Origin of the sequence: Leptolyngbya sp. KIOST-1, from assembly GCF_000763385.1 — a bacterium.
Classification (GTDB): domain Bacteria; phylum Cyanobacteriota; class Cyanobacteriia; order Phormidesmidales; family Phormidesmidaceae; genus Nodosilinea.
Window position 1 is genome coordinate 484,027 of sequence record NZ_JQFA01000004.1, and the last position, 22,456, is coordinate 506,482.

The following is a 22,456-nucleotide window of genomic DNA, read 5'->3' on the forward strand; positions in this document are numbered from 1 at the left end:
CCGATTGCTATCTTGCCACACTCCCTACAGCCGCTCCAGCGCCCCCAGCAGGGCGTCGGGCCAGGCCACTGGGTGCAGCAACGAGAACAGGTGGCAGTAGCGCAGTCGCCCCTGGGCATCGAGCAGGAACTGGGCCGGCAGCGGCCCGCCCAACCCCTGGCCGGTGTGGTAAGCCCGAAAAACCGCGCCGTCCGGGTCGCTGAGCAGTGGCAGACCCAGATCCAGATCGTCGATCACCGCCTGGGTCTGGCGCTGGGGCTGGGGACTGATTGCCAATACCTCTGCACCGATGTCGCGGAACCGGGTATAGGCGCTGTTGATGGCGACTAGATGGGACTGGCTGTCGGCGCTGTAGGCGATCGCCGCTGGAATTCGGCAGAACAGCAGCACCACGGGCTGTTTACCCCGCCAGTTAGCCAGCCGCACCGTTCGCTGAAAGGTCACATCCCAGAGGGCAAAGTCGGGAGGAATCTGGCCCAGGGGCAAGGCCAATCGCGGCGGTACAGGCACCCAATACCGTCCCCACACGCCCCTGCCCCCGCTCAATGATGGTGTCGCCTGCATCGTAGCCTTTTCAACCTGTGCCCCAGCCCATTAAACCCGATTGGCGGCGATGGCCCTTAGCGGGACGCTAAAGCTAAACCTCAGCGAAAAATTCCCGCGCCTTCACGGGATCGGGGGTCATGGTTTTAGCCCCCGGCTGCCAATCCACCGGGCAAACCTCATCGGGATTGGTCTGTACGTGCTGAATGGCCTGGAGCACCCGCAGGGTTTCGTCAACCTTGCGGCCAAAGGCCAGGTTGTTGATGGTGGCGTGCTGCAACACTCCGTCGCGGTCAACGATGAACAGCCCCCGCAGGGCCACCCCGCTGTCGGAGTCCAGCACGTTGTAGGCCGCGCTAATATCCTTTTTGATGTCAGATACCAGGGGGTAGTTGAGGTCGCCAACACCGCCAAGCTTGCGCTCGGTTTGAATCCAGGCCAGATGAGCAAACTCGCTGTCTACGGAAATCCCCAAAATTTCAGCATTGAGAGCCTCAAACTCGCTGTAGCGATCGCTGAACGCAGCAATTTCGGTAGGACAGACAAAGGTAAAGTCGAGGGGGTAGAAAAACAGCACGACATACCTACCCCGGTAGTCGGACAGCTTGACCGTTTTGAAGTTCTGATCGACTACGGCCGTAGCGCTAAAGTCGGGGGCCATCTGGCCAACCCGCAAGCAGCCGTCTCTCGAATCAGTCATGGGTCTCCCCCCTCAAGGAGTGGATAAAATGGCTCAGGCGTGATTTGAACACGCGACCAAGGGCTTATGAGTCCCCTGCTCTACCACTGAGCTACTGAGCCGTAGCATGGGTATAGACCAACTCAAGCAGTGGTCTATAGGTCAACCAACAGTTAATGAATCTATCACAGAATAGCCAAGATACCAAGCAACTCCAGGCAATTTTGATCCCAGCGGCAATCTCTACAAAAGCAACAAATCAAACAGGCGAACCAGTAGGGTACTGGCTCGCCTGCAAACAGTCGGCTACACCAGGGTTAGCGACTTGGCAAAAGGGCCATTGGGTTGACCGTTCCGGTGTTGGGCAGGTGAACCTCAAAGTGGAGGTGAGGGCCAGTACTAAAACCTGTGCTTCCCATCGCAGCAATCTGCTGTCCCTGGCGCACCTGCTCCCCTTCCCGCACCATCAGGCGACTATTGTGGGCATAGCGGGTCATGCTGCCGTCAGGGTGGCGAATATCCACCAGGTTGCCGTAGCCACCGGAGTTCCAGCCAGAGCGCACAACCACTCCCGAAGCCGCTGCCACGATCGGGGTACCCACTGGACCAGCGATATCAATACCCCGGTGCATCCGGCCCCAGCGCCAGCCGTAGCCTGAGGTAAACACGCCCTGGGTGGGCCAAATAAAGCCAGCGGATAGCTGGGGAGCCTCAGGCAAAAACTCGTCAGCCCCTGGCATCATCGGCATTGAGGGTGACACCGTCTGCCCTACCGGCAGGGTCGGCGCTACCCGATAGGCATCGGCACCCAGCGGGGCGGCCGCCAGCAGCTGGCTCGGGATACTGCCCCGCTCCGCCTGAACAGCGTCAACCTCAGTCGGCTGAGTAGACAGATCTGCGGCAGGCTCAATCGAAGGTCTGAGGACCGCTACAGCCTGGGGTTCGTCCTTGGCAACATCTGCTGCCACGTCGGTGACGGACCATTGAGTTTCGGAGGTTTGGGCACTCTCCCTGGCCGACAGAGCCGTAGCAGCGGAGGTCTGCGATGCATCCGGCCCGCCTAGCCCTGAAGCCGCCAAAGCCACGGGCTGAGAGGTATGGTACTCCAGGTTGGCCGTTGAGCTAGCAGCATCCGTGCGGCTCCGCTCCAGTTCCGCCCTCGCTTCACGAATGCGAGCGTTTAGCTCGTTGCGATCGATCAGAGCACTGTTGGACTCACGAATGCGGGCCAGGTGGTCGCGAATGACCTGGTCACGGCTGCGGGGAGCTGCGGCCAAATTGCTGGTCGCCACCTGGACAGCGGTCTCAACCTCTAATACTTCCGCCTCTAACACTTCAGCGGTAGTGGCCGATGCGACTGGAATGCTAAGGCTGTCACCAACGACTAAAGACTCAGGCCGCTCGACCGAACGGTTGTGGCTGAGCAACTCGTCTAGGGTGACCCCGTTGCGCGAGGCAATGGACCAGAGGGTGTCGCCTGGCTTGACCTGGTAGGAGCGCAGAGTGCCAAGATCGGCGGCTGTTTCTGCACCAGTGGCTCGAAGGGGCAGGGCGGCGAGCGCTAGATCTTTTTTGCTGTCGGCAGTCTGCGCCGTTACTGGGGCGATCGCAACCGTTTCACGGGTGGCAACAGGCACGTCCTCGGCAGCGAGGGGGAGACTGGCTCCCAGCGAATCGGCTGCTACCGATGCAGTCGCGTTTGCCTCAGCCACGGGCACCTGGGCCTGCGGCTGACTGCTGGCCTGTACAGCCTGGGCCTCGGCCACCAGCCAAGTCTGGTCAGCGTCAGCCGAAACTGGTTTGGCGGCATCGCTTGCGGTCTCGGGCCGCTCAGCAACAGCTTCGTCAGCCTTGGGGGCTAAGGCAGTTACATCCTCTTCAGCTGACGGATGCTCAGCGGTTTCGTAATTACTCTCCAGCGCCAGGAGGTCTGCTGAGAGAGCCTCACCTTCTTCCAGGGACAGGCTCTCATCAATGGACCAGGCCTGCTCTAATTCGTCGACGGAGGGAATATCGCCTGTGGTCAACAATCCGTTGGCCGCGAGTAAATCTCCACCGACTCCTCCCACAGCGGGAGTTTTGAGGGTCAGGCGAGAGGTGTCGGCGGCGACGGACAGATTATCCATACCTACGGCAGGTACCCGGATAACCTGACCAACCCGTATCATGTCATCGGCAACAATGCCGTTGGCTACTTTGATGGACTGGACGTCGGCTTCGTGCTTAGCCGCAATTTTCCAGAGACTCTCACCGGGTTCAACCGTGTGATAGGCCGATGGGGTAATGGCTGAGGCTGGCACCAGCTTGGGCGTTGGGCCTTGCTCGCGCTTGGCAGCGGGCAATACGGTCAAGTGAGAGCCGTCGGCAGCTAGGGCAAGCTCGGGTTCTGTGAGAAATGGAGCAGTGGCTCCAAAGGACAGGGCCAGGCCCAGCATGGCTGCTGAGGTTTGCACTCGACGATAACCTCCTGAAGTCTCAGATTGAGCGCCACTCAAACTAGGGGGTAGACAGTCAACTTCAGACTCTTTGGGAACTACGCGTTTCAAGGAACGACCTCCTGTAAACCAGCGCTTAACAGCCTGTAAAGAGCCTTACTAAGCAGCGATAGAAAGGGTAAGCAAGGGCTAAAAACCTTTTCGCTCAAGCGGTGTAAGGCAGACTGTTAGCAGAAGAACAACAACGGATCGACAGATTTACGCCTTGGCTTGGTAACAATAACCCGCTTTGGCAACCTAGGCAAGTTTACATGACTTAACACGAAAAGCAATACCCATTAGTTTCTGTCATTTCCCTGAACTCCAAGCTCGTGACCGGGAACTTCACGTGCACAACATAAACGTTTAACCCCAAAAAAAAGTATTTGGCAAGCGTATCGCTATCAGTCCGGGTAAGTCGATCCGGTGGTCAACTCAGCTATCTCTGGGCGAAGTGAAAATAGCTATGCCCGAGTCTGAAAAGCTTGGAAAGCCTTGAATTGAGAGCCTGATCGGGGTTTTGGCAACAGCCTTGATCAGGGGCTTTAAACCCTGGGCTAACCCCAAAAGAGGGGCGATTGTGACAGGTGATATAAATTTCTTATCTAGAGCCATCCTTTTTTGTATCCTCGACAACCGCTTATTTTTAGCGGCTTTTTTTTGAGTATGGATGGTCTTTAAGTCAAGCCGGAAGTTGGGGGTCAAATCCTAAAAAACAGCGAAAACTCAGGAGTTCAGACCTTTCTATGCCGGTTTAACCCAAAGCTCTGCGAGCCGGTGTATCGATTACTCAATGGCTATTGATAGAACTGCGGCCAGGGTGGTAAAGGCCGACGTCCCTTCCCCTGCCAGGGGAGGGGTTTGGGGCTGCCGGCAGGGGACGCGATCGCTAACCAACCGGCATTTCCGGTTGAATTCAAGCCCCGTTTACCCCTGGACTGTTCCGGGTGTAGAAGGGGACCACTGGAGCTGCCGCAGAGCCTCAAACAGACCCACGGCCGCACTTACCGAGAGGTTTAGGCTGCGGACAACGCTGCGATCCATGGGGATAAAGGCAGTCTGATCGCAGCTGGTCAGTACCGATTGGGGCAGACCCTCGGTCTCGCTGCCGAACAACAGCCAGTCGTCGGGCCGATAGACCAAATCTGTATAGCTACATCGCCCAGAGGTACTAAAGCCAATGGTTCGGCCGGGCCGCTGCTGCTTTTGGGCCTGAAAAGCGTCCCAGTCGGTGTGCAGCGTTAGGTCAACCTGGGGCCAGTAATCCAGGCCAGCTCGCTTGAGGGCGCGATCGCTCAAATCAAAGGCAATAGGCCCAACTAGGTGCAACGGCGTGGCCGTAGCGGCGCAGGTACGGGCGATATTGCCCGTATTGGGTGGGATTTGGGGATTGACCAGAACGATAAACGGCATAGGAGGCAGAACCAAACCACGACTAGAGCAGCATTAAACTGACAACTTCCCCTTGGGAACTGAGCTACATCCATAGCAGGGGAGAAAATGTCCAGGGGATATAGATTTTATTAATACTTCTTTCGGTAGTTTCACTGTGGTCAGGCCCTGGCGCAGAATTGACCCACAGCCTGTAAATCCAGCGCTTACCGAAAAGCTTTCCTTATTACACCTATAAGTAACTATGTGCCTTGGCCGACCTGAAGTTCCTTAGGCGGCACAGGGCTCGCAGAGGTCTCGGGCCAGGCTGGCTTCGTGAGCAGCGACCTCGGCGATCGCCCGCTGCAAAACCTCCGGCACTGACTGACTAGCTTCGTACCGGCGCAGCCAACGCTGGGCCTCATTGCCTTCCCGCAAAATTTTCTTAACCGGGCTGAGAAAACAGCTGATGCCGTTGGCCTTGGCAATGGGCCATGCCTCGTCGTAAAGCTGCTGCACCCACTGGCGGGCCAGGATCGGGCGACCGTCCTGCCAGTGGTGCAGTTCGGCGTCAAGGCTGTGCTGGGCGGCGGCGGCTTCGTTGGCATCGCTCAGGGCGACCAGGTCCTGGTTGCGGCTGGCGGCAGGAAAATTACTGAGCTTGAGGGGATCCAGCTCAGGATTCTGGATCAGCTGAATCAGCCGGGCCTCCAGGAGGGCGGTGACCGCCAGCAGCGCTACCGGATCGCTGATCAAGTCGCAAATCCGCAGCTCCAGGCGATTGAGGTTGTAGGGACGGCGATCGCCGTTGGGCCGCACCGCCGACCACAGATGGCGCACATTTTGCATGGTGCCCGCCGCCAGCTGGGCCTCCATCCATTGAATGTGGTGGCTGTGACTGGTAAACAGGGGCACGACGGGCGGCGTTTTGGGAAAGACCTGCCAGCGGCTGGAGTGGGACCCCGTGGGCTGGCCGCGCAAGAACGGCGACGACGCGGTCAAGGCCAGGTATAGAGGAGCTTCGACTCTGACCAGACGGCAGGCGCGCATCAGTACCTCGGGATCCGAGATGCCGATGTTGATATGGACGCTAGCGGTGACGACGGTGGTGCCGTAGGTCTGCTCGATATAGCTGTGGTAGGGGTTGCTGGGGTCGGAGCGATAAAAGCGATCGGAGGGTTCCAACGCCAGGGTGCTGCCGGGAACCAGGGTGTAATCGCCCAGCCCCTGGAGGTAGCGGCGCAACTCATGGCGGGGGCGCACCAGCTCGCACAGCAGTTTTTCGTACTGACAGAGGGGTGGCGTGGTGTACTCCACATTGCGGCTGTCGGGCTCGCGCACAAAGCCGTTGAGGTCAGCCACGATGCGATCGGAGAGACCGACAATTTCCCCGGCGGGAGTGCCGGTATACATCTCAATTTCAAACCCTTTGGACAGCAGCACGGCATTCCTCGCTGGAGACAGCACACTATATATATTCAGAGTATTTAGGATCGATCGGGTTCGGCCGCATCTGTTCAGGCGTCCTCTGTTCAGACTCAGCCGTTGCCTTCTGTCTTCATCCTATCGACATCCTGCCCCTCAACAACCAGGGCAGCGTAAAGCCAGGGCGCTTGGGTTTAGCGGAGGTGCTTGGGGCTGTCGTCAACCAGCTCTGATGGTCTGGAATCAACCGGCACAGTCCCCATCTGGTTGTGTTGGTCGGGCCTGGCAAAGCTGATACCGAGGGGTGGCAAGCTCCCACACGCCTTAGGGCAGCGGGGCCGTGGTCAGCGCGATCGCTCGCTTGGCCGCAAAGGCGCGGGCAATGGTGTCGCAGCGCTCGTTGCCAGCGTCGCCCGAATGGCCCCGTACATAGATCCACTGCAGGGGGCGATCGAGGGTCCGGTTGACTTCGGTGGTCAACTCATCCAGGGCTTCCCACAGGTCGCGGTTGAGCACGGGCTTTTTGGCTGAGTTCACCCAGCCCCGCCGCTTCCAGCCTGCGATCCATTGGGTGATGCCCTTGAGCACGTACTCACTGTCGGTGTGAATGGTGACGGGCTTAGTCTGGCCGCTGTCGCGCAGGAGGGTGAGCCCTGCGATCGCGGCCTGCATCTCCATCCGGTTATTGGTGGTTTGGGCCGCCCCGCCGCCCAGCTCGTGCACTCCCCCATCGGCCAGGTACAGGACTGTGCCCCAGCCGCCAGGGCCAGGGTTACCAGAGCAAGCGCCATCGGTGTAAATTCGCTCAATAATCGTCATTCGTCTTCTTAAATCCTTACAAGTTGCAGATTCATCCCTGTAGAGTCTGGGATTGGAGGGGGCACCCTTAACCATAGGACAACGGTGGGCTCAAATTCTCTTCCCCCGGTGCCACATATCCAACCCAGGACAAACTCCTGGGCAAGGTCATGGCCATGCTGCATCTACCTCTGCCATAGCTAACCCCCTTTAAAGGTCAGTTATCCCCATGATGCTACGCGAATTGGAGGCGTTTGAAGCCTGCTGGCTGGATCTTAAGGATATCTACCCCACCAGCGGTCCAGACAACATGCTGATTGCCCACGCCATGGGGCAGTTGGTCGATGCTTTGGAAAAGCCAGCCCAGGTGGAAAGCGCCCTGCCCAACCACCTGAAGAGTCTCTTTCGGCGGCTGGCCCTGGCCTATTTCCAGGGCTATACCCGCGATCGGGGAGAAACTGAGATTGCCCTGGCCGCCCGTCTGCCCATTCCGCCGCCGGACCCCCATGGCCACGACCAGCGACGGCAGGACATTTCTGCCGCGGTCGAGCAGGTAAAAGCCCTGGCCCGGCAGACCCAGGCGCGCATGGGTAAGTCGCGTGGACGGGGGAGTCCCTGCGCCAGTTCAGAACTGGACACACTGGTCATTGATTTTCCAGAACACTGGCAGTCGGTGCCTTCACCCTGAGTCGAGCCAGGGCAATACTAAACACCCAGAGAAGGGGGCCAGCGCGGTATCTTAGTGCTATGGCCTACGAACCGCTGCACCACAAGTATCGCCCCCAGACCTTTAGCGCTCTGGTGGGGCAGAATGCGATCGCCACCACCCTGGCCAATGCCCTAAGCCAGCGACGGATTGCTCCCGCTTACCTGTTCTGTGGCCCCAGGGGCACGGGCAAAACCTCCAGCGCCCGCATTCTGGCCAAATCGCTCAACTGTATTGCCCAGGACCACCCTACCCCAGAGCCCTGTGGCACCTGCGAAACCTGCCGCTCGATCACCAACGGCTCCGCCCTCGACTTTATTGAGATCGACGCCGCCAGCAACACAGGCGTGGACAACATCCGCGAACTGATCGAGCGGGCCCAGTTTGCCCCGGTGCAGTGCCGCTACAAGGTCTATGTCATTGACGAGTGTCATATGCTCAGCACAGCGGCGTTTAATGCGCTGCTGAAAACGCTGGAGGAGCCGCCCAGCAACGTGGTGTTTATCCTGGCCACCACCGACCCTCAGCGGGTGCTGCCGACGATTATTTCGCGGTGTCAGCGGTTCGACTATCGGCGCATTCCCCTGGAGCCGATGATTGGGCATCTGCGAAAAATTGCCGATCTAGAACACATTGCGATCGACGACGAAGCCCTGCGGCTGGTGGCCCAGGTGTCCCAGGGGGGGCTGCGCGATGCCCAGAGTTTACTCGACCAGCTGAGCCTGCTGGAGCCGCCGATTGGGGCTGATGCCGTGTGGGATCTGGTGGGGGCGGTGCCGGAGCGGGACCTGCTGACCCTGGTGCGGGCCATTCTCAGCGATGACGGGACCGCTGTGCTCGACGGAGCCCGCAAGCTGATGGATCGGGGTCGAGAGCCGCTGATTGTGCTACAAAACCTGGCCGGGTTCTACCGCGACTTGCTGATCGCCAAAACGGCGGGCGATCGCCAGGATCTGGTCGCCATCACCCCTCCCACCTGGGCCGACATGCAGACCCTGGTGGAAAATCTGGACACAACGGTGCTATTGCTGGGCCAACAGCACCTGCGTAGCGCCGAGGTACAGGTCAAAAACACCACCCAGCCCCGATTGTGGCTGGAGGTCACGCTGCTGGGACTGCTGCCGTCGGCCCTGGCCGATCTGGCTCCACGGCAGAGCGGTGGATTGAGAAGCGCTCCGGTCCAGTCTCCGGTTTCCCCGGCTCCGACCGCTCCAGTTCCGCTTCCCCAGGCTTCGACCCCGGTCGCCGCCGCCCCCGCCCAGGTTCCTCCCGCTGCTCCGATCGCCGCTCTCGACAACGGGGCCGTCCCGCCACCGCCGGCCCCAGAAGCCGCCACCGCCGGGCCGCCGCCACCGCCCGCCGCCACCCCAGCGATCGCCACGGATGCCAACCTGCCCGAGCTATGGTTGCGGGTGATTGCCACCCTGGAGCCCCTGGGCACCCGCGCCCTGATGCAGCAGCAGGGCAGCCTGCTGCTTTACGACGGCGTTGTAGCTCGAGTCGGCATCAGCTCCAAGCCCTTGTTTAAGATGGCCCAGGGGCGAATTGCCAATATTGAAGCTGCGTTTCAGAAGGTGACCGGGCAATCCGTACAGGTGTCTCTGGAGGTGCTGCCCGACCCAAAGCCTGAGGCCCCAGCGCCTGGGCTACCTGCTCAGCGCAACGACGGTCCACCGTCCGCCCCCAGCCCGGTTCCGTCACCCCAGCCCGCAGTGTCCCCGTCTACTGCAGCACCTGTGGCGATCGATGCCCCAGCTTTGGCCCCAAATCCGCAACCAGAGCCCCAGCCAGAGCCTGTGACCGAGATGCCGCCCCAGCCTGCGATCGCCAGCGAACTGGAGCGAGCGGTAAAGAACTTTGCCCAGTTCTTCAACGGTCATGTCGTTGATGGAGGCGATGACCTCGGCTCAAACCTGGGCAACATGCCCCTCAAACCTTCCGATGCCGCCGCTAAACAACCCTCTCACCCCGATCGAGATGTTCCCTTTTGATGTTCCCTTTTAGGGACGATGCCACAAACTGACACCACCGGGTTTAGCCGAGTTATAGCCATCGCCAGCACCGTTAGGGCATGACCAATGCCCCTGAAGCGATGGCTATAGCTATAACTAACTAATTGATGACCACAACGCGAACGCCATCGCGGGTTTGATTTTGGCTAATCCGTCTCAGGGCGCCGCTGCTATCGTAGTCCAGCGAGACATCGGCAATCCGCTGAAGCCGCCCCTGACGGGAGTAGTTAAGCAATGTATGGCCCACAGCTCTCAAGCGCCCGCTGCTGAAGTAGTTAAAGTTGATGCCGTGAACACTGCGAATACGGCCGCTAGTGGCATAGACAAACAGGGCATTCCCCAGGGTGCGAATGCGGCCATCGTTGAAATAGGTGACTTCGGTCGTGAAGTCTCGCCGCTCCACCTCAATCTGACCGCTAGCATCAACCCTGAGCCGCGCCCCTGGAATCATTACAAAAGTACCGAGCAGATTGCCTGCGGTGTCAACATAGACAGCCTCTAATCCCTCGCGCTCTGGATCCAGGGACTCGGGCTGAAATTCAAAGTCTGCCTGAGCGACAGCACTGGCAACCGCATCGGGCACCAACGGGGAGAGGGTGCTCAGGCCGACCAGGGCAGGTATCGAAGCGGTAGCCAGAATCAGATTGAGGGTGGCAGGGTTTCCCATGGTGAGTAAGCCGTCTTGCTACCAGCCAAGTGTGCAAAAAACCGTGAGCGCAGTCATCTCTCCCAAGCACGATTAAATCAGCCCTGTCTGGGACTTTCCCTAGCCAAAGGTGCCGCCGTTCCAGCCCCACATCGCGCCCTGGGCATCGGCAAATTCAATGTAGATGCGGTTTTTGGGCACCCCAAGGGCGCTCTCCAGCTGAGCACAGAATTCCTGACTCATGGTGCTGGTCTTGGCGCTGCCCATGGTGCCCACACTTTTGATCTCGACGTAGCACACCGGCTCGGTGGTGCCCGCAAAGGTCATCGGCACCCCGGCCTCAAAAGCCGTCATCACGTAGGATTCGGGCTTGCCCAGGTGAGTGGCCAAGCTGGCGGAAAGGTCTTTGAGTAAGCTCTCCACCTGCGTCTGGTCGGGAGAGTCGATGGAGGTCTGCACTTTGATCAGCGGCATGGTGCTGGCATGGGTAAGGGATGTAGAAATGGCGGCCGTTGCTGAATTGAGGCGTGGATTTGGTTAAGGGCAAACGACCGTTTGCCCCTGCGAGAGGCGTCGAAGTTTTGATTGATGCCAATAATTCAGCCACAGCTTGCCGAGCAGTGGTGCTGGAGCCGTGGGCGAGGGTGGTACTGGCAGAGGCGTAGCAAACTCCAAGTTCACGGTATTTCACTCACCCATTCACCCATCTACCCATCCACCCCTTTAGCCCCCGTAGTTCCAGCCGGTGCTCTCCAGCAGCAGGGGTTCGCCGTCGCGGTGAAGGGCGGCACCGACTACTTCGCCGACAAACACGGTGTGGTCGCCATGCTCTACGCTGCCCACCACCCGGCACTCCACATAGCCCAGGGTGTCTTTGATGATGGGGCAACCGGTTTCGGGACCGGGGTAAAACTCAATGTCCTCGAACTTGTTGCCCACCCGGCGCAGCGGCTTGAAAAAGTTTTGGGCCAGCTCTTTTTGCCCCGCCTCCAAAAAGCTGAGGGCAAACACCCCGCTGGATTTGACCATGGCGTGGGAGGTGGAGTCGTTTTTAACGCAGTTGACGACCAAAGGCGGCTGAAAGGAGGCCTGCATCACCCAGCTAGCGGTAAATCCGTTCACCTCTTCCCCATCTTTAACGCCACAGATGTAGAGGCCGTGGGGAATTTTGCGCAAAAGCGTCTTTTTAGCCTGTTCGTCTAGCACGATGTACCTGCGGAATGCGTCTCTAGAGCGAGTTTAATACAGCGATCGCCGTCTTTATCTACTCAATTTGGCATAAAAAAGGCGCACTACAGTGCGCCCCGGCTGTAATTGATACCCTGAGCTTACTTGTTGGGCTGGGGGGTCATGCGCAGGTAGGGCTTGATCTCTGTGACGCCCTTGGGAAAGCGTTGCTTGGCTTCTTCGGTGGGAATCGTAGGAGCGACTACCACGTCGTCACCATCCTTCCAGTCAACGGGGGTGGCCACGCTGTAGTTGTCGGTCAGCTGTAGGGAGTCGATAACCCGCAGAATTTCTGCGAAGTTGCGACCGGTGCTGGGCGGATAGGTGATGGTCAGCCGCAGTTTTTTGTTGGGGTCAATCACAAATACACTGCGCACAGTGACCTTGGCGTTGGCGTTGGGGTGAATCATGCCGTAGAGGTCAGAAACCTTTTTGTCGTCATCGGCCAGGATGGGGTAGTTGACCGTTACGCCCTGGGTTTCGTTGATGTCGCCAATCCAGCCCTGGTGGGAGTCGGCGCTGTCAACGCTGAGCGCGATCACCTTAGCGTTGCGCTTTTCAAATTCGGGCTTGAGCCGAGCTACGCTGCCCAGCTCGGTGGTGCAGACCGGGGTGTAGTCAGCGGGGTGGGAGAACAGCACCACCCAGCTATCGCCGGCCCAGCTGTAAAAATCGATTTCACCTTCGCTGCTCTGCTGGGTGAAGTTGGGTACCTGATCGCCAAGTTGAAGCGCCATCTAAAATCTCCGTTAATCTCGACAAGGGTGCAAAAACGTTGCCTAGCGTTCACTTTCGCTATTCTGCCATAAACCCCGGTATTCCGGTCGGAGTTTAGAGGTTTGTTTTAAGGATTGGTGCGCCAGGCCTTGGGGGCGGGGGTGTGGCACCGGGTGTTGCCTGGGGGAGTTACCTTTGCGGGGTGTCAGGTGTCAGGTTCCAGGCATGGAGAGGGGTGGGCTGACTGATGCTATTAAGGGCTGGGGGTTCTCGGCTCTAGCCTCGGATTCTGCCCCCTAGCGCTCCCATTGTCTCAACAAGAAGGCACCCAGAAAACCCAGGTGCCTGTATTTCGATGCTTGCCACGGCTAATGTTCTGCGGTCTACTCGCGACCAACCAGTGCGGGGGGCACGGGCCTACACCTGGCGATCGAAGACCTTCGGGGCGTAGGCGCTACACCCATCGCAGGGACCCATGGGGTTGATGGCGCAGCGCAGGTAGGGCGATCGCGCATTCAGGTCGCAGGTAATGTCGCCAATCATGTAGCCCATGCCATCGACGTAGTGGAGGTCAGGCCCGCTGTCGAGCAGCTTGAACAGGCCCTGCCCCGAGGTGGTGGATGCAGCCGCAATCGTGCTGTTCTTGTCGTCGCGGTCGGCACGAACGCTCATCCAGGCCGACACGATGGCCGGGGTGAGACCGATTACGAAAATCAAAAGAATAACGAGCATGAACCTGACGTATGAAACCAGCAGGATCATCCTAACGTGACGCCTTGGCCGGTCATCCGTCAGCCGTGGGGGATTGGTACGTACCGTTGCGTTACTTAGTCTTTCGCAATACTTAGTCTTTCGCAATGTTGTGCGGCCTGACGGGGCGAACCTGGGTAGGCTGAATTTATAGCCAGCGATCGCCTCTTCCCGACACCAGTGCAAATTCGGCGCAGTAAAGACGCAGCCACGCCGAAAAAGTTCCCGGCTGCGGCGGTTTCGGGATAAATTGAGGGTTGTGATGGGTGAAGGAACGATTTTTGACCCAGTTCTCGCCCAAAACAAGGCCGTTTCTCCACCACCTGAACAAGGTCCTGAACTTTCCAGAACTTTCATGTATTGGCGGATTCTGGACTATGACCGATTATCTAAACATCCTGTAGACTCGCGTGTGCTCCAAAGCTAAGACCGGGTAGGGCCACAGGACATTGTGGAGGTTCGCTCCTCAGTGATAGCGCCTTACCCGGCTTTTTATTTTTAAAATTTCCTCCATCCCGTGTTGTCTCTGGCCATTGCTCCGTTCCTGCGTCGGCCGTGACCTTAGCCGACTATTCGAACTCTATTCACAGGCCTTCGGCGCAATCCGGACGGTTTGCGAAAAAAATGCGCTCCGGCCGAGGTGCCCCACCAGAGACGCTTCAGAACTGGCTGATTGGGCGATCGCCCCTGAAATTATCGCCCCTGAAATCATCGTCCAGGCCATAGACCTGGAGCCATTCGTCTACCACGTAGGGTGCGACCACCAATCGAGCTACTGTTTTAGACGCCAGGGGCACTACCAGGGTCAGGGGGCCAGGCCGCTGAATGTGGCTAAAAATGGCCTCCACGTCGTACTGGGCCACATTTTCTGGCAGGGTTTGGGTCTGGGCATCCAAGCAGGGCGGCGCGGCCCACTGCGTCGTTGTGCCGCCCTGCACCGACAACTCGCCCTGGCGATCGACAATGCCTCGCCCCGGAAACCCCACCAGCCGCAGGTAGACGCCCTCCGATTGGCCCTCGGTGTAGCGCTTAAAAACCGTTGCCTGCCAGGCAATATCGTTCTGGTCGCGCAGACTCTGGCGCGATCGGTAGGTGGTCTGGCCGGGTCGCTCGTGGTAGGTGTGCACCGAGGCCACCGCCGGCTCTGCCAGGGCCAGCAGCAGTAGACAGCCCAGGACCAGGGCCAGAATTGTGAGCCGCAGGGCGCGCCAGAGGTAAGCCATGGGAGATGGAGACGAAAAGACGGTGGGGCGATATGAACCAGGGGAGCGCAGCGATCGCGACGCTCCCCTGGCCCTGTCGGGTCATATTCCTACTGTACCCCGCCTCAATCTCCAACCCTGAGGGCATGCACCCTAGGTTGGTTGCGCTGGACCGCTACAGCTGGCTCATCTGGTTCAGCGTCCGCCGATACCCAGCGGCTTCGCCCTGCTGCAGGAAGAGTTGAGCGGCCTGCTCAAAATCGCGGCGGGCACCGGCGTCGTCGCCCAGGCGGGCCCGCACCAGGCCGCGGTTGTAGAACAGTCTGGCATCGGCCCGGTTGGGGGCATTGATAATGGCCTGGGTGAGATCCTGGTAGGCATTCTGGGATTGGTTCACCTGCAGGTAGGCTGACCCCCGCGCCGAGAACGCTTCCGGGAAGTTGGGCTGCACCTCCAGGGCCTGACTGTAGTCGTCGATCGCGCCAAACACATCCCCCGTCGCCTTGCGGGCGTCGCCCCGGGCTTTGAGCGCTGCGGCGAAGGTGGGGTCGAGGAATAGGGCCTCGGTGTAGTCTGCGATCGCAGCGGTGGCATCCCCCGCCTGCAGCAGCGCGTCGCCCCTGAGTTTGTAGGCCATAGCCGAGTCAGGGTTGAGCTGGAGCACGCGGGCGAAGTCCTGCTGGGCGCCGGTCAGGTTATTTTGAGCAGCGCGAATGGTACCCCGACTCATGTAGGCTTCAGTCAGGCTGGGATTGAGCTGCAGGGCGCGATCGAGGTCTTGCAGGGCGCGGTTGGGCCGTCCCTGACGGAAGAAGACGTGGCTGCGGTTGAGGTAGGCCCGGGCCAGGTCGGGGTCGAGCCGGATGGCCTGGTTGAGATCCTCCAGGGCGGCGTCGTAGAGCCCCAGGTGGTAGTAGGCGACCCCCCGCCCCATGTAGGCCCTCGGCAGATCACCCCGCAGCTCGATGGCGCGGCTAAAGTCGGTGACGGCGTCGCTGTAGTTGTTCACCCGCTCCAGGGCAAAGCCCCGCAGCAGGAAGGCGGTGGGGTTGGTGGGGTCAAGCTCAATGGCGGTGGAGAAGTCCTCCAGGGCCAGGTCGTTACGCCCCTGCTGAGTATCGACCAGGCCCCGGTAGAGGTAGACATTGACCGCGTCGGGATTGGCTTCCAGGGCTGCGTTAAAGTCGGCCTGGGCGGCGGTGGGGTTGTTCTGGCGGAAGTAGACACTGCCTCGGGCAAACAGGGCGTTGGCGTTGCCGGGACTGAGGCTGAGGGCCTGGTTGATATCGGCCAGGGCGCGATCGTAATTGCCCTGACGGGCCAAGATCAGGCCCCGGTACAGGTAGGCATCGGCCAGGGACGGATCGCGTTCGATGGCTAGATTAAAGGCTTCGAGGGCGGCTTCGTAGTTGCCTTGGTTGTAGCGCTCAACGCCCAGGTTGTAGGCACCAACCGCCGTGAGTCCAGGTTCAGCCGGCTCGGCTTCAGCCTCTGCCTCGGGCGTCTCAGGCAGAATCTCTACCTCTGGTACGACCAGGTCGGGTTCGGCTGTCGGGGTTTGGGCGTAGACCCCCAGGGGCGTTACCCCCGCCACCAGTCCCAGGCCGAGCAGCACGGCAAAATAACGCAATTTCATGGCTTCCCCTTCACCAGCGGTGTGTGCAGATTGAGTAGATGGGTGCGGCCCCTGAAGCGGAGCTGTTGTCAGAATACCCACTTACGCATTTGGCGATCGTCCCTGGCGCTAATGATATGTCAGCTTATTTAGGATGAGAGCATAGGTTTTAAGAGTTTTTGGGGAATTGCAGAGCAGTTTTCTCTGCATCGGGCAGAGCATTGGGGCACTGCGATCGCGATCCGTCAGCCAATTTATACGCGTTAGGAGGTAGCTATGCAGGATAGCGACAGCAGGCAGAGGGCCCGTAGGGCGATCGCGCGGTGGACCCTGGCCCTGGTGCTGGGCCTTTGGATCTGGTTGGGGCTGGGACAATACGCCCAGGCCCAGAGCGAGGTCCGGATAGAATCGCGGCTCAACCGCCTGGAATCTGAGCTGGGTCGTCTGCGATCGCAGTTCAGGCAGATCGAATCCCGGCTGGCGGGTTCTCCCCGACCGGCTCCCAACTTGCCCGCCCCCGCCGCCCGGCCTAACCCAGAGCCATCGCTGGAGCAGCAGTTCGACAACCTGGCCACCCTGGCGATCGAACTCCGGCAGCAGGTCCGGCAGCTGGAAACCCGGGTCGCTCAGCTGGAGCGATCGGCCTCCTTCTAGCTGGGGACGGCGGCTGCCCCCAGGCTCTGCTGCACGGCAATGCGGGGCAGCCGGTGCTTGAAACCGCAGAGAATTTCCCAGCTGATGGTGTTGGCCATGGCGGCCCAGTCGTCAGGCCCGATGGCGTGGGGCCCGTCGCGGCCCAGCAGCGTGACCACGTCCCCCTCCTGCAGGTTGGGGATGCGGCTGACATCCAGCATCAGCTGATCCATCGTGATCGCCCCAACCTGCCGGGCCAGCTGGCCCTTGACCATGACCTGCAGCCGATTGGAGAGGACGCGGGGTACCCCGTCGGCATAGCCAACGCCCACCACCGCCAGCCGCATGGGGCGATCGCACACGTATTGATGGCCGTAGCTGACCCCGGTTCCGGCGGGCACATCTTTGAGGTGGGTGATGCGGGCCTTGACCTGCATCACCGGCCGCAGATCGACCCGGCCCTGGAGGTGGGGGGCCGGATAGAGACCGTAGAGGCCCAGCCCCACCCGTACCAGGTCGTAGTGCAGGGCGGGGTCGGCCAGGGTGGCTGCCGTGTTGGCCAGGTGCAGCCGGGGGGGGAGCAACTGCTGCTGCTGGAGCTGCCCCAGCGCTGCCCGAAACCGCTGGTGCTGCTGCGCCATGATGGCTGGGTCGGGGCTGTCGGCGGTGGCCAGGTGAGAGTAGAGACTGTCGATTTTGAGGTGGGGCAGCTGGCGCACAAACCTGACGAAATCGACGGCCTCGGCCCAGGGGAACCCCAGCCGGGTCATGCCGGTGTCAATTTTGAGGTGCACAACCAGGGGTCGGGCCGCCGCCAGCCCCGAGAGCGTGTCAGAAAAGACCAGGGCCTGCTTGGGGTTGACCAGGGTGGGCTGAAGCCGCCAGTGGGCGATCGCCTGCATTTCTTCGGGGCTGTTGACGGCCCCCATCACCAAAATGGGTGCTTGAATACCCGCTGCGCGCAGCTCAATGCCCTCGGGAACGGTGGCGACCCCCAGCCAGGCGGCTCCGGCCTGGAGGGCGGTCTGGGCCACCGTCACAGCCCCGTGCCCGTAGGCGTCGGCTTTGACGACAGCCATCAGCTGGGCGGCGGCGGGCAGCAGACCCTTCAGCTGGCGCACGTTGTGCCGCAGGGCCCCCAGGTCAATTTCAACCCAGGCTCGGCAGCAGCGCATGGGCTCCAGGCTGGGGGCCAGGCTAGGGGTTTGATCCCAACTCAACATCGTTCCTCCTCCTTCACCACAAGCTGTCCGAGGGTTTTGGGGCTAGCGACTGAATCATAGCGCCAGATGCCCTGCTAAAACCGAGCCACCGCAAACCGGGCTTCGAGGCAGTGTACCAGCAGCCAAACCCCGCCATTTAGCTTCTGTGCTACCATCGGGCTTATATTCTTTAGCCAATTACCACGCAAAAGAATGAGTAAGGTTCTGGTGCTCAATGCCTCCTATGAACCGCTCAATATTACGAGCTGGCGCCGGGCTGTTGTTCTTGTGATCAAGGGTAAGGCTGAGCGGGTTGAACATAATGGCAAGTTGGTCTATGCCGACTTTCCACTGCCGACGGTCATTCGTCTGCGCCACTATGTGCGGGTACCCTACAAAGATATTCCTCTCACCCGGCGCAACCTGCTTCAGCGGGACAACCACACCTGCCAGTATTGCAGCTACAGCGGTGACGGCTTGACCCTCGACCACGTGGTGCCGCGATCGCGCGGCGGCGGCGACACCTGGGAAAACATGGTAACGGCCTGCGTGCGCTGCAACGTTAAAAAGGGCAACCGCACCCCCCGGGAAGCCAACATGCCGCTGTTTAGCCAGCCCCGCAAGCCTCACAGCAGTCTCTACTTCGAGGTCACCCGACAAATTCACAGCGGGGTACACCAGGAGTGGAAGAAATACGTCATCGGTATTTCGTAAGCCTCGGGCCTATGTCGCAGGGGTGAAGTTGCAGCCTGAACGGGCGCAACGCTGGCGATTCTACCGCAATTTGTAATAATGATCATAGAGCTTTGGCACCGCTGACGCCTCTGGCTTTACACGGCCTACCGACTGCGACTGCAATGGGGAGGCTGGAGGGCTGTCCGGGCCCTGGGGAGAGGAACTGAAATTTTAGTGTGGAATATCAGGTGCGCTGGCACAGAAGGAACTGTCCATGATGACGTTTGACTCCGACTCGGATGCTCCAGAGGTGACGTTGCCCAACGGCAAAAGCGCCATTTCTCTCATGCCACACCCTGAACTCGACGGCGATGCCGAAGATCCGGTACAGGCGGTGCGTCGCCTGCTGGAGGCCCACCGCGAGGATCGCCACCTGGTGCTGCTGCAGGATTTTCCCGACCCCGATGCCCTCTCGTCGGCCTGGGCCTACAAGCTGATTGCGGCCAACTACAAAATTGAGTGCGACATTGTCTACGCTGGCACCCTCAGCCATCAGGAAAACATTGCCCTGGTGCGTCTGACCGGCCTGCCTGCCCGCCGCTGGCTCACCGCCGCCGATGGCCCCCACCTGAGCGACTACCAGGGGTTGGTGCTGGTGGACAACCAGGGCACCACCAGCCAACTCTACGAACACCTGCGAGAGGCTGGCCTACCCCTGGTACTGGTGATTGACCACCACTCCCCCCAGTCCAAGCTCGACGCCGAGTACGTGGACCTGCGGCCCCATATTCGAGCCACCGCAACGATCCTGACCCAGTACCTCCAGCAGGGGCTGCTCAACCTCGATCGCAACAACAGCAAGCACACCAAGTGCGCCACCGCCCTCATGCACGGGCTGCGGGCCGACACCAACCAGCTCATGCACGCCGGGGCCAGCGATTTTATGGCGGCGGCCTACCTGAGCCAGTTTTACGACGGCCAGTTGCTCAGCGCGGTGCTCCAGGCCTCCCGGTCAAAGCGGGTGATGGATGTGATCGAGCGATCGCTGCGCAACCGCAAGGTGCAGAACAACGTGTCGATCGCCGGGGTGGGCTACCTGCGCTACGACGACCGCGACGCCATTCCCCAGGCTGCCGACTTCCTGGTCACCGAAGAAAACGTCCACACCGCCGTGGTCTACGGCATCGTCCACGACGAAGATGAGGAGCGCGAGGTGGTGATTGGCTCCCTGCGCACCAGCAAGATCACCCTCGACCCCGACGAGTTCATCAAAGAAGCCTTTGGCCAGGACAGCGAGGGGCGGTTTTTTGGCGGCGGCCGCTCCATGGCCGGGGGCTTCGAAATTCCGGTGGGGTTCCTGTCGGGCTTTTACGAAAATTCGGAGTACAACCGCCTCAAGTGGGAGGTGTTTGACATCCAGATCAAGCAAAAACTGTGGCGGCTGGTGGACCCTGAAGAGGGCATTATCAACACCGACTAATCCTAGTTCCAACTTATTTTGTGTCAGCTTTCTTGGGCAACGGCCTTCTGCCATTCAACGATGAGGCAATCAGCAGATTGCGCACCCAGTTATTGTGATAGCGGAAACCGTTGAGTTGTTCAAAGGGGCATAAGCAGCCATCCATCGCTGTCCGAGTTTTGCGACAAAATGGATGAAAGTTCCAGAGTAATGCCATGGCTCGACTGGATTGCTCGGCGGAGCCCCATTTCCCGTGGAAATTTTGCATGGCATATAAGGTGCCATGTAGACCAGGATGGGGCGGTAGACGGCTACGTCTACCGGGGCGCAACAGCCGATGGCATGTGGGGGCAATACTTTGCAGCCACCGCCTCCCCTGAGAAGCCCGTTCGACCCCAGCAGCGGCAGGATTATTTCTATCCCAGCCGAACCGGACAGCCTCTGGTAAAGGTGACGCGGGTAGATCGGGGCAACGGCGCGAAGTTTTTTGTGCAGTACCACTGGAACGGGCAGCAGTGGATCAAGGGGTTAACCCCTGAGATTAGAGCCCAGGTGCCGATTTACCGCTACCGGGATGTCCAGAATGCGATCGAGTTCCAACTTATTTTGTGTCAGCTTTCTTGGGCAACGGCCTTCTGCCATTCAACGATGAGGCAATCAGCAGATTGCGCACCCAGTTATTGTGATAGCGGAAACCGTTGAGTTGTTCAAAGGGGCATAAGCAGCCATCCATCGCTGTCCGAGTTTTGCGACAAAATGGATGAAAGTTCCAGAGTAATGCCATGGCTCGACTGGATTGCTCGGCGGAGCCCCATTTCCCGTGGAAATTTTGCATGGCATATAAGGTGCGGTCGAGATAGTTCATGGGCCGGTCCACTTGATTACTGGTGCGATAAGCGTCAGGGAAGTCAAAGGCTCGTTGGAAGAACCGAGACTTGCCTTTCAGCCGTCGCAAGCGCCCGTCAATAGCCTTGGGCAAGGTGCTCATCTTTACCCACTCCAGCAACCGTCGCAATCGTTGAGCAAAGTGTCGCTTGCTGGTGGCCTGATAGACATGCCAGAGTTTGTCGAGGAGGTGTTGCCGGAGCGCGGGTTTCGAGCGGCACCAATCCCGGATTTTAATCACTTCATGGAGAAAGCACAGAATCCAGACGATGCCAGGAAATAAGGCCTCCCAGGCGGCTCGGGTAGCGTCCCACCCATCGGTGGTGACCGTCTTGGGAGCATAGTCAGGGGCATGATGAGCCGCTTCCTGCTGGAACACGCCATAGGCTTCAGTGAGTCCGGCCTGCCCCGCACTGGCATTTAGACTGGCCCCTAAGATGCACCCTTGGGCGGCGGTGACGGCCAGATAGACACGGTTCCCTTTCCAATTACAGTGCTTCTCGTCGGCAACTAGATGGGGGGGAGCGCCGCTTCCGTTTTAAGGGTAGTCCCGACAATGGAGGCTCGGCCCAACGACTGACAGAGCCGATACCAGTGCATCTCGGAGCGTCCCAGTACATAGGCAATGCCCTCAAACGCCAGACCATGCTTCCTCAGGTAGAGGGCTTTATCCGCCATTTCTGCGGTTTCGCTCATGTACGGCATCACAAAATCCGGACGCAGTTGATAGGCCTCCTTCGTCCTCGGCAGCAAAATCCGTCGGGTCTTAATCTGCTGGCGGGAGGACTCGACCCATCCGTGAAAGCGATAACCGGCCTCAATGCCTTCGGGGAACAGTTCAGGGTGAGCCGCAATCTGCTCGTCGAGATACTGACGAAAGGCCTCCCGATCTTCCACCAAAGTGGCGTAGTCGAGGTCGTCTGCAATGGGGAGACAAATCGTTTTATCGCCTGCGGTTCCACGCTTCCGTCGTTGCTTGGCCATCGGGTTGGCCTCCTGAGCGCTTTCCCTCTATTTTACTCGACACAAACTCGGGGGGAACTAGATTTAATCCAGTAATCAAGCGCCCCTCTATTACCGTGAGAAATTGTGGAGGGCGTCCTATGGATCAGGGATTGATTGGATTACCTAGCTTTTGCCGGGCCCAGCAGGTCAGTTTTTGGGGTGGCGAGGGTTCTGTGAAAAACTTTATATATGAGGCTGAAACCTGGTTCTACACCATTGAGATGACATCGGGGCCAGAGCCGGACTTTGGCAGAGTTGGTGGAGAAACTACGGTACTGCTGAGCGAGGCCGATTTATATGCGGCATGACCCAAACCCAGATCCTTTGGCGGGGGTTTTAATTGCCTCGGGGATGGTGTTGGTCTGGATGTTAAGTCTGGGGTTGCTCCTGGCGGTTGACCTGGGGCAGCGTCAATGGCTGTGGGTTCTGCCG

Annotated in this window: 23 protein-coding genes and 1 tRNA gene; 7 read left to right on the forward strand and 17 right to left on the reverse strand. The window is 59.6% G+C overall.

What is annotated here, in order from left to right; genetic code table 11:
• Window positions 1–24 precede the first annotated feature (24 nt).
• The 7 genes from NF78_RS19140 to rnhA form a co-directional block, all read right to left on the reverse strand.
• Window positions 25–510, reverse strand: a complete 486-nt coding sequence (locus NF78_RS19140; protein WP_225885376.1) for a redoxin domain-containing protein — start codon at window positions 508–510, stop codon at window positions 25–27.
• A 127-nt stretch (window positions 511–637) separates the two neighbouring features.
• Entirely contained in the window at window positions 638–1,243 is a 606-nt protein-coding gene (locus NF78_RS19145) for a peroxiredoxin (protein WP_035990887.1), read from the reverse strand.
• A 29-nt stretch (window positions 1,244–1,272) separates the two neighbouring features.
• Window positions 1,273–1,344, reverse strand: a tRNA-Met gene (locus NF78_RS19150).
• A gap of 195 nt (window positions 1,345–1,539) precedes the next feature.
• Window positions 1,540–3,675 (reverse strand): peptidoglycan DD-metalloendopeptidase family protein, encoded by a 2,136-nt coding sequence (locus NF78_RS19155; RefSeq protein ID WP_156119883.1) that lies wholly within the window; start codon window positions 3,673–3,675, stop codon window positions 1,540–1,542.
• A gap of 948 nt (window positions 3,676–4,623) precedes the next feature.
• A complete protein-coding gene (locus tag NF78_RS19165) occupies window positions 4,624–5,109 on the reverse strand; it encodes a tRNA (cytidine(34)-2'-O)-methyltransferase (protein ID WP_035990893.1) in 486 nt (161 codons plus the stop codon).
• A gap of 249 nt (window positions 5,110–5,358) precedes the next feature.
• A complete protein-coding gene (gshA, locus tag NF78_RS19170; RefSeq protein ID WP_035990895.1) occupies window positions 5,359–6,510 on the reverse strand; it encodes a glutamate--cysteine ligase in 1,152 nt (383 codons plus the stop codon).
• A 306-nt stretch (window positions 6,511–6,816) separates the two neighbouring features.
• The gene (gene rnhA, locus NF78_RS19175) at window positions 6,817–7,311 is read right to left on the reverse strand and encodes a ribonuclease HI (RefSeq protein ID WP_035990897.1); all 495 of its coding nucleotides are present in this window, start codon (window positions 7,309–7,311) and stop codon (window positions 6,817–6,819) included.
• Between the two features lie 208 nt (window positions 7,312–7,519).
• Here rnhA and NF78_RS19180 point away from each other — a divergent pair, with 208 nt between their 5' ends.
• Together NF78_RS19180 and NF78_RS30480 are read left to right on the forward strand one after the other, a co-directional pair.
• Window positions 7,520–7,978, forward strand: a complete 459-nt coding sequence (locus NF78_RS19180) for a hypothetical protein (RefSeq protein WP_035990899.1) — start codon at window positions 7,520–7,522, stop codon at window positions 7,976–7,978.
• A 59-nt stretch (window positions 7,979–8,037) separates the two neighbouring features.
• Window positions 8,038–9,987 (forward strand): DNA polymerase III subunit gamma/tau, encoded by a 1,950-nt coding sequence (locus NF78_RS30480; protein ID WP_035990901.1) that lies wholly within the window; start codon window positions 8,038–8,040, stop codon window positions 9,985–9,987.
• A gap of 121 nt (window positions 9,988–10,108) precedes the next feature.
• On the opposite strand, the gene NF78_RS19190 is transcribed toward NF78_RS30480, so the two are convergent.
• The 6 genes from NF78_RS19190 to NF78_RS19215 all read right to left on the reverse strand — a co-directional run bounded on the left by NF78_RS19190 (window position 10,109) and on the right by NF78_RS19215 (window position 14,571).
• A complete protein-coding gene (locus NF78_RS19190; protein WP_035990903.1) occupies window positions 10,109–10,675 on the reverse strand; it encodes a hypothetical protein in 567 nt (188 codons plus the stop codon).
• 99 nt (window positions 10,676–10,774) lie between these two features.
• A complete protein-coding gene (locus tag NF78_RS19195; RefSeq protein WP_035990905.1) occupies window positions 10,775–11,128 on the reverse strand; it encodes a phenylpyruvate tautomerase MIF-related protein in 354 nt (117 codons plus the stop codon).
• 249 nt (window positions 11,129–11,377) lie between these two features.
• Complete coding sequence (locus NF78_RS19200) at window positions 11,378–11,860, reverse strand: flavin reductase family protein (RefSeq protein ID WP_035990907.1); 483 nt, start codon at window positions 11,858–11,860, stop codon at window positions 11,378–11,380.
• Window positions 11,861–11,982: 122 nt separating this feature from the next.
• Entirely contained in the window at window positions 11,983–12,618 is a 636-nt protein-coding gene (locus NF78_RS19205; RefSeq protein ID WP_035990910.1) for a peroxiredoxin, read from the reverse strand.
• A gap of 397 nt (window positions 12,619–13,015) precedes the next feature.
• Entirely contained in the window at window positions 13,016–13,330 is a 315-nt protein-coding gene (locus NF78_RS19210; protein ID WP_035993329.1) for a DUF6464 family protein, read from the reverse strand.
• A gap of 677 nt (window positions 13,331–14,007) precedes the next feature.
• Window positions 14,008–14,571, reverse strand: a complete 564-nt coding sequence (locus NF78_RS19215; protein ID WP_052050749.1) for a DUF3122 domain-containing protein — start codon at window positions 14,569–14,571, stop codon at window positions 14,008–14,010.
• On the opposite strand from NF78_RS19215, the gene NF78_RS33055 reads away from it, so the two are divergent.
• Window positions 14,570–14,692 carry a hypothetical protein gene (locus NF78_RS33055; protein WP_263970659.1) on the forward strand — a complete coding sequence of 41 codons (123 nt, stop codon included), beginning with the start codon at window positions 14,570–14,572 and terminating at the stop codon, window positions 14,690–14,692. The two genes, NF78_RS19215 and NF78_RS33055, sit on opposite strands and share 2 nt — an antisense overlap.
• Window positions 14,693–14,725: 33 nt before the next feature.
• Here the strand turns inward: NF78_RS33055 and NF78_RS19220 are convergent, their stop codons facing one another.
• On the reverse strand, window positions 14,726–16,186 hold the full coding sequence (locus tag NF78_RS19220) for a tetratricopeptide repeat protein (protein ID WP_035990912.1): 1,461 nt from the start codon (window positions 16,184–16,186) through the stop codon (window positions 14,726–14,728).
• Window positions 16,187–16,441: 255 nt separating this feature from the next.
• Here NF78_RS19220 and NF78_RS19225 point away from each other — a divergent pair, with 255 nt between their 5' ends.
• Window positions 16,442–16,819 carry a hypothetical protein gene (locus NF78_RS19225; RefSeq protein WP_052050750.1) on the forward strand — a complete coding sequence of 126 codons (378 nt, stop codon included), beginning with the start codon at window positions 16,442–16,444 and terminating at the stop codon, window positions 16,817–16,819.
• Here NF78_RS19225 and alr read toward each other — a convergent pair.
• Complete coding sequence (alr, locus tag NF78_RS19230; RefSeq protein WP_035990915.1) at window positions 16,816–18,021, reverse strand: alanine racemase; 1,206 nt, start codon at window positions 18,019–18,021, stop codon at window positions 16,816–16,818. The genes NF78_RS19225 and alr overlap by 4 nt on opposite strands.
• A gap of 192 nt (window positions 18,022–18,213) precedes the next feature.
• Here alr and NF78_RS19235 point away from each other — a divergent pair, with 192 nt between their 5' ends.
• Window positions 18,214–18,714: an HNH endonuclease gene (locus NF78_RS19235; protein ID WP_035990917.1), complete on the forward strand. Its 501-nt coding sequence runs from the start codon at window positions 18,214–18,216 to the stop codon at window positions 18,712–18,714.
• A gap of 235 nt (window positions 18,715–18,949) precedes the next feature.
• A complete protein-coding gene (locus NF78_RS19240) occupies window positions 18,950–20,155 on the forward strand; it encodes a bifunctional oligoribonuclease/PAP phosphatase NrnA (RefSeq protein ID WP_318655490.1) in 1,206 nt (401 codons plus the stop codon).
• A 580-nt stretch (window positions 20,156–20,735) separates the two neighbouring features.
• Here the strand turns inward: NF78_RS19240 and NF78_RS30485 are convergent.
• Both NF78_RS30485 and NF78_RS28460 read right to left on the reverse strand, forming a co-directional pair.
• Complete coding sequence (locus NF78_RS30485) at window positions 20,736–21,398, reverse strand: hypothetical protein (RefSeq protein ID WP_052050751.1); 663 nt, start codon at window positions 21,396–21,398, stop codon at window positions 20,736–20,738.
• A gap of 131 nt (window positions 21,399–21,529) precedes the next feature.
• Window positions 21,530–22,003 (reverse strand): hypothetical protein, encoded by a 474-nt coding sequence (locus NF78_RS28460; protein ID WP_052050752.1) that lies wholly within the window; start codon window positions 22,001–22,003, stop codon window positions 21,530–21,532.
• A 194-nt stretch (window positions 22,004–22,197) separates the two neighbouring features.
• On the opposite strand from NF78_RS28460, the gene NF78_RS33060 reads away from it, so the two are divergent.
• The gene (locus NF78_RS33060; RefSeq protein ID WP_263970519.1) at window positions 22,198–22,332 is read left to right on the forward strand and encodes a hypothetical protein; all 135 of its coding nucleotides are present in this window, start codon (window positions 22,198–22,200) and stop codon (window positions 22,330–22,332) included.
• Window positions 22,333–22,456: the final 124 nt, after the last annotated feature.